We start from the raw sequence: 12,999 nt of genomic DNA, 5'->3' as shown, positions 1-12,999 counted from the left end.
TACTCAATTCCTCAGTCCTGAACTCAAGGCATAAAATCTTGAAAAATGGGCGTATCGGCCAAATATAGAGTCAGAGGCGCCAACGCGCTATCATACGCCCAAGCATCATATGGATTTCATTATGAAAATTGTCGCAGATGAAAATCTGGCATTTACCGATTATTTCTTTTCCGAATTTGGTGATATTCAACATCGTGCAGGGCGAACCTTAAGCGCTGATGATGTCAAAGATGCCGATAGCCTGTTGGTACGTTCAGTGACTCAGGTCAATGAAGTATTGCTACAGAATAGTTCGATCAAATTTGTGGGCAGTGCCACCATTGGTACGGATCATTTGGATATTGCTGCATTAGAACAACATGGGATTCAGTGGAGTAATGCAGCTGGCTGTAATGCGCAAGCAGTGGCTGAATATGTGATTACTGCGTTATTGCAGGTACGTCCTGAATTACTCGATGCCAATGCGACATTTACTCTGGGTATTGTTGGCTTGGGTAATGTCGGAACTCGACTGGCCTATATGGCGAAGCTCTTGGGCTGGCGTGTGCTCGGTTACGATCCTTTTGTGCAAAGAGAGCAGATTAATCAAGTTGAATTTAATAAATTGCTGCAACAAGCCGATGCAATTTCGATTCATGTCCCTTTAACCAAAATAGGCACATATCCAACTTATCATTTATTCAATGCTGCTGCATTGGCAAAAATGCAGCCTGATGCAATCCTGATTAATTCAGCACGTGGGCCAGTCATTGAAGAGGCCGCGCTAATCCAGGATATACAGGCGACACACCGAACCGTGATTTTGGATGTCTTTGAACACGAACCGCTGATTTCAGCAGAGCTTCTGGATCTAGTAACCTTGGTGACTCCGCATATTGCCGGTTATAGCTTGGAAGGCAAAGCGCGCGGTACTCAGATGATTTATGAGGCTTTTTGTCACATTTTTGGTTTTGCAGCCAATAAACAGTTTGAATCTCAGCTGCCTGTCTGTGAGCAGTTTTTTCAGGGGCAGGATTTAAAAATGGCTTTGCAACAGCATTTATCCCAAATTTATGACATTGCTTGTGATGATGCCAATCTACGTGCCTGTCTCAAAGAAGGTAAAGTCGATCAGCAGGCATTTGATCATTTACGTAAAACCTACCCACTACGTCGTGAGTGGGCAGCACACGGTGGGCCGAAGGCATGACAATGACGTATCAACCCACTTGTGACCTTCAAGCCATGCACGCGCGGGCGAATTTATATCGTCAAATCCGTCAGTTTTTTGCTGAGCGCGATGTATTAGAAGTCGAAACACCGATTTTATCTCAAGCCGGTGTGACTGATGTGCATTTAGCCTCGGTACAGGCCCAGCGCCATGTGCTGGGTAAAGTGCATACGCATTATTTGCAAACCTCACCTGAATTTGCCATGAAGCGCTTATTGGCAAGTGGTTCTGGACCCATTTACCAGATCTGTAAAGTCTTCCGTGATGATGAGCATGGGCGTAAGCACAATAGCGAATTCACCATGCTGGAATGGTATCGTCCGGGGTTCAGTTTAAAAGATTTGATGTTTGAAGTATCTGATCTGTTGAATGTGACTTTGAAAGCACGTTTTGGCGAAATCCGTCCGACCATTCTGAGTTATAAGCACGTGTTCATGGATCGTCTGGATCTCAATCCGCTTCAGGCAACTTTACAAGAATTGAAAGATTGCTGCCGCCGCGTTGGTCTTAATCTGGATCTGGGAAATGACCGTCTTGGCTATATCGACTTGTTATTTTCACATATGGTTGAACCGAGTCTGGGGTTTGATACCGCAGTATTCCTGACCGATTTCCCCCCTGAAATGGCTTCTTTGGCCAAAACCCGAATCGATGAAGAGGGTGAACTGGTCGCCGCACGTTTTGAGCTGTATATCGAAGGTTTAGAATTGGCCAATGCTTATGATGAACTGATTGATGCTGACGTATTACGTTCGCGCTTTGAGGCGGATAATGCTGAACGAGCCAAACTTAGCTTGCATGTCATGCCCATCGATGAATATTTACTGGCGGCTTTACCGAAGATGCCGGAATGTTCAGGGATTGCCTTGGGAATTGACCGTTTATTGATGATTGCAACTAATCAAATGAAACTGGAAAAGGTGATTACTTTTCCGGCAGATATTTCCTGATCCAGCGAATTAGATAGTTTTAATTCCTTTTTTGATAAAGAGAAATTAAGCTATAAAAAAAGCACCCGAAGGTGCTTTTTTTATTATTCAATTGTTGCGGTTTGTTGTGCTTTAAGCTCACCAAGTGCCTGAATCCGTCGTTCAATCAGCATTTCGCCAATATCCGGTCCCTGAATATCGGCAGGCAGGTCTTGTGCCTTGATGGCACGTACGGTCTGCATGGCATCAAGGACATATTGCCCTTGTGGATAGGCACGATCTTCCAGACCTAGACGGCCACGTGAATCACATTCACAAGCCTGTACAAAAGCTTCAACACGTTCAGGGCGACGTAACACATCCAGACGTTGCAATAATCGCCATAAGGTTCCCGGCTTAAGATTAAAGGCCTGATGGCATTTTAGATGCTCTTTACACACAGCCAAAGCCAGTTGCTTGGTATACGTCGGTACTTTTAAGCGATCACACAGTTCATTTACTGGCTTGATGCCACGTTCTTCATGCATGATATGTCGCGGTAATTCGTCAACCGGCGTCAAAGCTTTTCCTAAGTCATGCACTAAAACGGCAAAACGTACATCCAGACTATAATTTTGACGACACGCCTGCTGCAAGGACATCATGGTATGAATGCCACAGTCAATTTCCGGATGATATTCAGGGCGCTGTGGAATGCCATATAAGGCGTCAATCTCAGGGAATAGCACCTTTAAAGCACCACACTGACGTAATACTTCAAAATACACATCAGCATGACGTTCAGATAATGCACGGGAGGTCTCTTTCCAGACGCGTTCCGGTGTCAATGCATTTAATTCACCGGTTTCAGTCAAGCGTTGCATTAATGCCAAGGTTTCATCGGCAATCACAAAACCTGCACTGGTATAACGGGCAGCAAAACGGGCAATTCGTAGCACGCGTAATGGATCTTCGATAAAGGCATCGGAAACATGACGTAGAATCCGGTTTTCTAGATCCTGTTGACCACCATAAGGATCATAAACCTGGCCGGCATCATCCATGGCCATGGCGTTAATGGTCAGATCGCGACGAATCAGATCTTGCTCCAGGGTAACGCTGACATCGGTATGAAACTCAAAACCATGATAACCGGAACCAGATTTACGTTCGGTACGCGCCAGTGCATATTCTTCTTTTGTTTGGGGATGTAGAAAAACAGGGAAATCTTTGCCTACGGGCTGATAGCCTAAGTCAAGCATTTGCGCGGGGGTTGCACCAACGACTACATAATCTCTTTCGTGATAGGGGTGTCCGAGCAAATGATCTCGAACTGCGCCGCCTACTAAATAAACTTGCATGAAAAAACCTCTATTCTTACAAGCATCATGCTACAGAATAGAGGTTTTCTCAAGTTAAGAAACGAGGCTGATGCGTCGTTATCTTGTCATTGGCTTAAAGTGCATCTTGTTCCGCTTGCTGGATTTCTGCAACAGTCAATGCAGTCATGTTGATCACACGACGCGTAGTTGCAGTCGGTGTCAAGATGTGCACAGGTTTCGCAGCACCTAGAAGAATTGGACCAATCGTTACGTTGTTGCCTGAAGTTGCCTTTAACAGGTTAAACGAGATATTGGCAGCATCCAGATTCGGCATGATCAGCAAGTTTGCAGAGCCTTTGAAACGTGAATTCGGGAATGCAAACTGACGAATGTTCTCATCCAGTGCGGCATCACCGTGCATTTCACCTTCAACTTCCAGCTCAGGCGCGATTTCAGACAAGATGTCATATACCTTACGCATTTTTTGCGCGCTGGCATCATGCTGGTCTGAACCGAAGCTTGAGTGAGAAAGCAGGGCAATACGTGGCGTCATACCAAAACGGCGAACTTCTTCAGCAGCTAGAATCGTCATTTCAGCTAGCTGCTCAGCCGTTGGATTAGTGTTGACATAGGTATCGGCAATGAACAGGTTACGGTCTTCAAGCATCAAGGCATTCAGGGTAAAGAAGGTGTTATGACCATCTTTCTTGCCAATGATGTTGCTGACGAAGTCCAGGTGAATGTCGTAGCTTGAATACGTACCACACAGCATACCGTCTGCCATACCATGTTTCACAAGCATCGCTGCGATCAGGGTCGAGCGACGACGTGCTTCACGCTGTGCATATTCAGGCGTTACACCCTTACGCTGCATGATGTTGTAATAATCGTCTGCAAACATTTCATAGTTCGGGTTCTTTTCCTGATCAACAATCGTGATATTCACGCCATCTTCAAGACGCAGACCCAATTTTTAATGTTGGCTTCAATTACAGCTGGGCGACCCACCAGAATTGGAATTGCCAAACCATCATCTACCGCAATTTGAACTGCGCGAAGTACACGCAGGTCTTCACCTTCCGCATAAGCAATACGTTTAGGATCAGATTTGGCTTGTTCGAAAATCGGTTTCATCATGAATGCAGAGTTGTAGACAAACTCAGACAAACGTTGACGATAATGCGAGAAATCCGTGATTGGACGTGTTGCCACGCCAGAATCCATGGCTGCTTGTGCAACAGCAGGTGCGATTTCTAGAATCAAACGTTGATCCAGTGGTCCCGGAATCAGGTATTCACGGCCAAATGATGCAGATTTTTCACCATAAGTCGCCGCATCAGCTTCAACGTGTGCCATACGCGCGATCGCGTGGACACAGGCAATTTTCATTTCTTCGTTAATGGTGGTTGCACCAACGTCCAATGCACCACGGAAGATGTACGGGAAGCACAGTGCGTTATTCACCTGGTTCGGATAGTCAGAACGGCCAGTTGCCATGATCACGTCATCACGTACTTCATGCGCATGTTCAGGCAGAATTTCTGGATCCGGGTTTGCCAAGGCAAAGATGATCGGATCTTCAGCCATGACCTTGACCATTTCTTTGGTCAGAATGCCCGCAGCAGAAAGACCGAGGAACATGTCTGCACCCGCAATCACGTCACCGAGCTGAGTAGCTTCGATGTCTTGTACATAGGCTTTCTTGGATTCATCCAGGCCTTCACGATGCGTAGTCAGCAGACCGCGTGAATCGGCAACGATGATGTTCTCTTTTTTAGCACCCAGAGCGCAAAGCAGATTCAAACAAGACAGTGCAGCAGCACCCGCGCCTGAAGCCACAATCTTGATGTCTTCAATTTTTTTGCCGTTGATTTGTAACGCATTGAGAAGTGCAGAACCCACAATAATCGAAGTACCGTGCTGATCATCATGGAATACCGGAATATTCATGCGTTCACGCAATTTTTGCTCGATATAGAAACACTCTGGCGCCTTGATATCTTCAAGGTTAATCCCGCCGAAAGTCGGTTCTAATGCAGCGACAATATCCACAATTTTGTCTGGATCATTTTCAGCAATTTCGATATCGAATACATCAACGCCAGCAAATTTTTTGAATAATACGCCTTTACCTTCCATAACAGGTTTAGAAGCCAAAGGACCAATATTACCCAGGCCAAGCACGGCAGTACCATTGGTCACGACAGCAACCAGGTTACCACGAGCCGTATACAATGCAGCAGTTGAAGGGTCGCGTTCAATCTCAAGACATGGTGCAGCTACGCCAGGCGAGTAAGCAAGGGCCAAGTCACGTTGGTTGACCAATTGTTTGCTTGGTGTAACGCTGATTTTCCCCGGGGTAGGAAATTCGTGATAGTAAAGGGCCTGTTGCTTTAAAGATTGTTCGTCCATCAGTCTCTCGATCGTTGTAAAGATTACCCGGTCAGCGGGCAAAAAATTTATTTATGTTCCTGAATATACCATTTGTTGGCCAGTTCGGACAGACAAAGACGGCCGTTTTTCCAACAAACTTATTGTGCTCGGGTATGGACTTAGACTTGAGATATATAAGTCTGATGCGTCTTGTCTCGTACTAAATAAGCGGTTGCATCCTGCTCAGGAAGCGGTTTGGAAAATAAGTAACCCTGGGCAATATCACAATCTAAATCACGTAGATATTCTAGCTGTTCTTCAGTCTCGATCCCTTCCGCGACCACGGTCATGCCCATGGCTTTACCCATGGCCACCATGGCGCTGACAATCGCTGCCTGTTTGTTTTCCCCAATCTTGCAAACAAAACTGCGATCAATTTTTAAGGTATCAATTGGAAAATCAGCAAGATAGGAGAGAGAAGAATAACCTGTACCGAAATCATCTAGGGCAATATGAATATGTCGCTGTTTAATTTCATTCAGCAGGTTTTTGACCGCTTCCGAATTTTCAATTAAAGAAGATTCGGTAATTTCCAGCTCCAGGCTGGCGCCAGAAATATGGTTGTCTGCAATGGCTTGGTCCAGATCATCAAGTAATTGACCACGACGCAATTGCTGCGCCACGATATTGACTGATACACAAATATGATTAAAGCCCAGATCATTCCATTGGCGAATCTGTTTAGCGGCCTGCTGGATCACCAGACGGCCAATGTCTGAAATCAGGCTGGTCTGTTCAGCTAAGGGGATAAACAGCCCGGGTGCAATAATGCCTTTTTCTGGATGGTTCCAGCGAATCAGCGCTTCGAAGCCATAAATGCTTTGATCGCTGAAATTAATTTTTGGCTGATAATACACCACCAGTTCATTATTCTGGATTGCTTTGCGCAAATCACGTTCCAGGAAAACCCCTTTGTTCTGTAAAGCATTATTTTCACTGGAATAAAAGTGAATAGTATTGCCGCCGAGATTTTTGGCTTCGTTCAATGCCTGTTCAGCGCAGTTATTTAAATAATCGAGCTGACGGCCATGATCCGGATAAAATGCCACTCCCATGGACAGGGTAATCACATGCTCCTGACCGTAAATATTAAATGGTCTGCTAAAGGCCTGAGCAATGCGTTCACAATGGTGCTGAACTGAAGGGCGAATATGCGAAATTTCATAGAGAATGGCAAAATCATCACCGTTTAGATGTGCCACAAATAGCGCTTCTGCATTGGTCATGCGCAGCCGCTGCGCCACCTGACGTAAAAGTTCATCACCACCGTTATTGGACAGGTATTCATTCAATGGCCGGAAACGGTCGATGTTAAGCCGAATCACAGCCATCTCTTTAATAGAGTCTTTTTGCGAAACTAGATATTGATGTAGCTGATAGTTATAGTAGAAGCGGTTTGGTAAATCGGTCAGTGTGTCGTAATTTTCCAGATAGGACAGGCGCTGTTCCTGTAATTTACGTTCAGTCAGATCCGAGACAATGCCAATATAATGGGTAATCCGGCCTTCATCATCAGTCACGGCATTAATATGCAGCCATAAGGTCGACTCTTTGCCAGACAGAAATTTGGCATAGACCTCTCCATCATAAGAGCCAATCTTTTGAATCTGTTTGACAATATTGGCCTGAAAAGTACGTTGCTGGGATTTATTTTGCACCGCAATATCAAATAAGGATTTACCAATAATCTCGTCACGCTCAAAACCGCTCAAGTATTCGTAGTGAGGATTGACATCGATATAATCTAATTCAGGATTCAGAATGAAAATCCCTTCCGCAGCCTGTTCCAGTACACTGGCCACCAGCTTTAAACGTTCTTGAGACAGACGTTCCTGCTGGATATCACGACGGATGCCCACCATACGCAAGGGTTTTTTATTTTTAGGATCACGACTGATCACCCGGCCAATATCATGTACCCAACTCCAGCCACCTTCACTGAGCTTGATCCGGTAAGTGGCATCATAGCGTTCAATCTGGCCACGCAGATGCTGCTTCATATTGCGCTTAAAATAGGCCAGATCTTCAGGGTGAATCAGATACTGTAATTGCAGATGATGATCTTTGGAATCGCGCAGAATCTTTTCGTCTTTATGATTGGTTAAGGTGATGCTGCGCTCTTGAATATTCCAGTCCCATGGCCGAATACCGGCAATTTCATGTGCAAGTTTTAGATTGTGCTGCTGATTCTTCAGGTCATGATTGATCTGTTCAATATCATAGGTACGTTCCCGTACTTTTTGCTCCAGCAATTGGTTACTGAGCTGTAATTGCTGTTCAATATCTTTGGATTTATTGACTTCAGTTTTGAGTTGCTGGCACAGTTCATCAGTCCAATACACTTGCTGTTCTGCATTTTTCACCAAAATATCATTTTCCGCATACAGACGTGAGGTGCGGCTGTGAATTCGATAACTACTTGTCGCGCACAGCAGAATCACTATGAGCGCAAAGTTTAAGGCCAGACCAAAAAAGGGATTGGAATGACCGACATGGTCAAGCTGCGACAGTAAAAAAGGGAATAAGGACGGCAAAAAGACCAGACAAAAATAGCTCAGTTTCTGGGTCAGGTAGGTCAGGCCAAATGCTTGGCTTACAATCAGCAACAAGGCAGACAAGGTCAGTGCTTCAATATCTTCAAATACAGGATTGGCCTGCGGCAAATAGTAATAAATTGTATAAATACCGGCCGCGATACAGCTTCCGACTGCAAGGCTCTGCATCTGTAACCAGCGGTGCGCGCTTTTCTGATTATATTGTTCGGGTTTGAAATACAGCGTATTCACCAGCCAGCACATGCTGACCAGAAGTTCTGTCAGAATAAACCAGGTATTAAAATACGTATTAGAAGGGCTATATTGAATGTGATAAATACAAAAAATATAGAGGCAGATCACCATGATACTGAGCAAAAAATAGCGACTATGGCGAAGCGTATTCGCAATTTGAGCATCATGCAAATGCTGCTGAATATAGTCGTCCTGATTATCAACCATGTGATTCAATGCCTGTATTCATCCTAAACGGTTTTCGTCCTTGTGCATTGTTGTTATAAAAACCCCAGGAAATGTGTGAAATCAATTAATAAGTATTTGTTATTCTTTAGTCGAGATTAGATGTCTTAAAAATAAAAATCAACAAAATTAAAGACAAATTTTTACCCATCCGATGAACTAAAGCACATAATTCAAAATTGACAGGGCAACAACAGGAGCAGTTTCGGTACGTAGTACACGCTCGCCGATACACCAGTTGAGAAAACCTTTCTGGTTTGCGGCACTAATTTCTGCCTCACTCAAGCCACCTTCGGGGCCAATCAGCAGGGCAAGATCTAAAGTCGCATCTGCCAGTACATCTGTTTCATCTTTATTGGGTGCTAAAACCAGTTTGGTGTTCGGAAGTTCAGTATCCAGCCATTTTTCAAGTGACATGGGCGCTAAAATTTCAGGCACAATGTTTAGACCACATTGTTCACAAGCCGCAATAGCAATGCCTTGCCAGTGATCCAGCTTTTTCTGGTCGCGATCATACTTTAAACGCATTTCACAACGATCCGAAATCAGCAGCTGAATTTCGGAAACGCCCAGTTCGACTGCTTTCTGAATCGCATAATCCATACGGTCGCCTTTACTCATCACCTGACCGAGCAAAGCCTGGAACTTTGGTGTGCGATTGGCAGGATTAAATGCATTGACCGAGACAGTGGCTGATTTTTTAGCAACCTCGGTTAAAGTCACGTCATATTCGCCACCCTGTCCATTGAACAGGGTCGCGCTTTCACCGACTTGCGCGCGTAAAACCTTTACCCAATGATGAAATACAGTTTCCGTAAGCTCAAGGCTGACATCAATAGTTAAATCAGCATCTATATAAAAACGTGGCATTGATCGTTCTACTCAAAAAATCGGTGAAATAAAGGGCTTAAGCTAAACCAAGATCGGTGACCAGCTGACGGGTCGGGTCAGTAGTATTCATGGTGTAGAAATGCAAGCTTGGCGCACCACCTGCAAGTAGACGCTCACAGAATTTAACCACAACTTCATGGCCAAAGGCTTTAATGCTGGCAGTATCGTCACCATAAGTTGCCAGTTGCTTGCGAATCCAGCGTGGAATTTCAGCACCGGTACCATCAGCAAAGCGAATCAGGTTGCTGGAATTGGTAATTGGCATGATGCCTGGCGCAACCGGAATATCGATTCCTGCTTTCTGGATACGATCTACAAAGTAAAAGTAAGCATCTGGATTGAAGAAGAACTGGGTTAAAGCGGCATTGGCACCGGCCTGAACTTTTTCAACAAAGTGCTGAATGTCTTTGTCAAAGCTTTCTGCCTGTGGATGCATTTCCGGATAAGCTGCGACTTCAATTTTAAAATGATCGCCTGAATGTTCGCGGATAAAGCGAACCAGATCAGCTGCATAAGGTAATTCACCCAAACCCACTTGGCCTGAAGGCAAGTCACCACGCAGGGCAACAATACGGTTAATGCCTTGAGATTTGTACAGGTCTAGAAGTTCAGCAATACGTGCTTTGTCATCGCCAATACAAGACAAGTGAGGGGCAACAGGTGCGCCTTTGCCATTAAAGTCATTGATAGTAGACAGGGTGCGTTCACGAGTGGAACCACCAGCACCATAGGTCACAGAGAAGAACTCTGGATTTAAGAGTTGTAGCTCTTGATGCACAACTTTGAGTTTTTCCGCACCTACATCAGTTTTGGTCGGGAAGAATTCAAATGAAATTGGAATCTGTTTAGACATGTTCAAATCCTTTTATAAATACTTTTTAATTAGTTTTACCTCTCCTAAATCCTCTCTTGCGCTGAGCTTCAAAGCAGTGCTTTAAGCACGCTCAGGAGAGGATTTACCCTCGATGACATACATTTGGTAATGAATGTTCCCTCTCCCTATGGGAGAGGGTTAGGGAGAGGGTGGAGTTTAATTAGTATTTATAAGCATCAGACTTGAATGGACCTTCAACTTGAACGCCTAAGTAATCCGCTTGTTCTTGAGTCAATTGAGTCAAGACACCACCGAAACCAGCAACCATCGCAGCAGCAACTTCTTCATCTAATTTCTTAGGAAGAAGTTCTACACGAATTTGTGCAGCTTTTTCAGATTCTGGAAGATCAGCAAATTTCTCAGCGAATAAATGCATTTGACCCAATACCTGGTTGGCAAATGAACCATCCATAATACGTGATGGGTGACCAGTCGCATTACCAAGGTTCACCAAACGGCCTTCAGAAAGAAGGATCAGGTAATCATTTTCATTTTCTGAACGATACACCTGGTGTACTTGAGGTTTAACTTCAACCCACTTGTAGCCACGTAGGTAAGCTGTATCAATTTCAGTATCAAAGTGACCGATGTTACAAACAACTGCGCCAGCTTTTAATGAATCAAGCATTGCAGCGTCACATACGTGGTAGTTACCTGTTGTAGTTACGATAAGGTCAGTGTTTTGAAGAAGGTCAACATTGATGTCTTCTTTCTTGCCAGTTTGCACGCCATTTTTGTATGGAGATACAACTTCGTAACCGTCCATGCATGCTTGCATTGCGCAGATTGGATCAACTTCAGTTACGCGTACAATCATGCCTTCTTGACGAAGGGATTGCGCAGAACCTTTACCTACGTCACCATAACCGATCACAAGTGCACGACGGCCAGATAAAAGCATATCTGTACCACGTTTGATTGCATCGTTCAGTGAGTGACGGCAACCGTATTTGTTGTCGTTTTTAGACTTGGTTACTGAATCGTTTACGTTGATTGCAGGAACTTTTAAAGTGCCATCACGAAGCATTTCATACAGACGTTGAACACCTGTCGTTGTTTCTTCAGTTACACCGTGAATTTTTTCAATCACTTCTGGGTATTTTTCATGAACAAGTAGTGTTAAATCACCGCCATCGTCAAGAATCATGTTGGCATCCCAAGGCGTGCCATTTACATTGATTTGTTGTTCAAGACACCACATGTATTCTTCTTCAGTTTCGCCTTTCCAAGCAAACACAGGAATGCCCGCAGCAGCGATAGCAGCAGCAGCATGGTCTTGAGTCGAGAAGATGTTACATGAAGTCCAGCGAACTTCTGCACCCAATTCAACCAGCGTTTCAATTAAAACGGCAGTTTGAATGGTCATGTGGATACAGCCGAGAATTTTCGCGCCTGCAAGTGGTTTAGCAGCAGCATAGCGTTTACGCAGACCCATGAGGGCTGGCATTTCAGCTTCAGCAAGTTTAATTTCTTTACGGCCGTAATCAGCAAGTGAAATATCAGCAACTTTGTAATCTGTAAATGAAGCAGTAACCGCGTTCATCAGGATCTCCTAGGAAAAAATAGATTGGATCGTTCTGTTCGCGGATGCCGTTGTTGATCAGAACGAATGTCTGACCGATGGTCGAGCCTAGCGATTTTACATTTAGTGCCTGTAAAACGTCGCAGCATCCCTCGACTAGCGCAGTATTGTACTTGTATTTAATTTTATATCCAAGTTATAAAACAGTTACAATTAATTAGTTGCTTAATAAATAGAAAAGGAAAAAGTATGGTCGAGAAAGTTAATGGGGCTTTAATAATTTTAGAAGAGCTCAGATTAGATTCTAAAATAGGCAAAAGTAAGCACTTCTCGGCGAGTGATAGACAGAAAAAATATCATAATCTAATTGGCATCCCTGCAATTTGTTTTAATATTTTTATTGGGACTGTGCTTATAGCATTTCTAACATCTGAATATAACAATACAATTCTTTCAATTGTAGCTGCATGTCTTTCTTTTCTTAGCGCCGTATTGGGAGCGGTACAGACATTTTTTAATTTCAGTAAAAATTCAGAAGGTCATCGATCAATAGGAAATAGATATTTAGAAGTTTCTAGAAATTGTAAAATGTTAATAATGAAACATGAAGATAAGCCTTTTACCTCAGAAGATTTATGGGGTGAAGTTATAAACTTACAGAAAGTATACCTTCTTATTAACCAAGAGGCCGAAGCTTTTCCGACATCAGAGAAAGATCTAAAAAAGGCTAGAAGTTCAGTAGAGATAACTCCTTTTAAAAAGGGCTATAATTTAAAAAATTGAATTTAAAAATAGGCAACTATTGGTATAAATATGGGAGCAATA

At 43.9% G+C, this 12,999-nt stretch carries 8 protein-coding genes and 1 pseudogene; 3 read left to right on the top strand and 6 right to left on the bottom strand.

The window, feature by feature from the left end; translation table 11 throughout:
* Positions 1–121 precede the first annotated feature (121 nt).
* Entirely contained in the window at positions 122–1,189 is a 1,068-nt protein-coding gene (locus HGD77_RS10980) for a 4-phosphoerythronate dehydrogenase (RefSeq protein WP_005103929.1), read from the top strand.
* Positions 1,186–2,160 carry an EF-P lysine aminoacylase EpmA gene (gene epmA, locus HGD77_RS10975; RefSeq protein WP_168386988.1) on the top strand — a complete coding sequence of 325 codons (975 nt, stop codon included), beginning with the start codon at positions 1,186–1,188 and terminating at the stop codon, positions 2,158–2,160. The genes HGD77_RS10980 and epmA overlap by 4 nt, the downstream gene beginning before the upstream one ends.
* A gap of 83 nt (positions 2,161–2,243) precedes the next feature.
* On the opposite strand, the gene HGD77_RS10970 is transcribed toward epmA, so the two are convergent.
* From HGD77_RS10970 to ahcY, 6 genes and pseudogenes are all read right to left on the bottom strand, one after another.
* Positions 2,244–3,479: a multifunctional CCA addition/repair protein gene (locus HGD77_RS10970; RefSeq protein ID WP_168386987.1), complete on the bottom strand. Its 1,236-nt coding sequence runs from the start codon at positions 3,477–3,479 to the stop codon at positions 2,244–2,246.
* 94 nt (positions 3,480–3,573) lie between these two features.
* Positions 3,574–5,852 (bottom strand): annotated as a pseudogene (locus HGD77_RS10965) (NADP-dependent malic enzyme).
* A 140-nt stretch (positions 5,853–5,992) separates the two neighbouring features.
* Positions 5,993–8,869: a putative bifunctional diguanylate cyclase/phosphodiesterase gene (locus HGD77_RS10960; protein WP_168386986.1), complete on the bottom strand. Its 2,877-nt coding sequence runs from the start codon at positions 8,867–8,869 to the stop codon at positions 5,993–5,995.
* Positions 8,870–9,046: 177 nt separating this feature from the next.
* Positions 9,047–9,757 (bottom strand): 16S rRNA (uracil(1498)-N(3))-methyltransferase, encoded by a 711-nt coding sequence (locus HGD77_RS10955; RefSeq protein WP_168386985.1) that lies wholly within the window; start codon positions 9,755–9,757, stop codon positions 9,047–9,049.
* 37 nt (positions 9,758–9,794) lie between these two features.
* On the bottom strand, positions 9,795–10,631 hold the full coding sequence (metF, locus tag HGD77_RS10950) for a methylenetetrahydrofolate reductase [NAD(P)H] (RefSeq protein ID WP_005103921.1): 837 nt from the start codon (positions 10,629–10,631) through the stop codon (positions 9,795–9,797).
* A 181-nt stretch (positions 10,632–10,812) separates the two neighbouring features.
* Positions 10,813–12,195: an adenosylhomocysteinase gene (gene ahcY / locus HGD77_RS10945; protein WP_168386983.1), complete on the bottom strand. Its 1,383-nt coding sequence runs from the start codon at positions 12,193–12,195 to the stop codon at positions 10,813–10,815.
* 228 nt (positions 12,196–12,423) lie between these two features.
* On the opposite strand from ahcY, the gene HGD77_RS10940 reads away from it, so the two are divergent.
* A complete protein-coding gene (locus HGD77_RS10940; RefSeq protein ID WP_168386982.1) occupies positions 12,424–12,957 on the top strand; it encodes an SLATT domain-containing protein in 534 nt (177 codons plus the stop codon).
* Positions 12,958–12,999 lie beyond the last annotated feature (42 nt).

The sequence above is a fragment of the Acinetobacter sp. NEB149 genome (assembly GCF_012516415.1).
GTDB classification, from domain to species: domain Bacteria; phylum Pseudomonadota; class Gammaproteobacteria; order Pseudomonadales; family Moraxellaceae; genus Acinetobacter; species Acinetobacter lwoffii_V.
The sequence above is the reverse complement of the archived record's forward strand: the minus strand, read 5'-3'. Positions and strand labels throughout refer to the sequence as shown.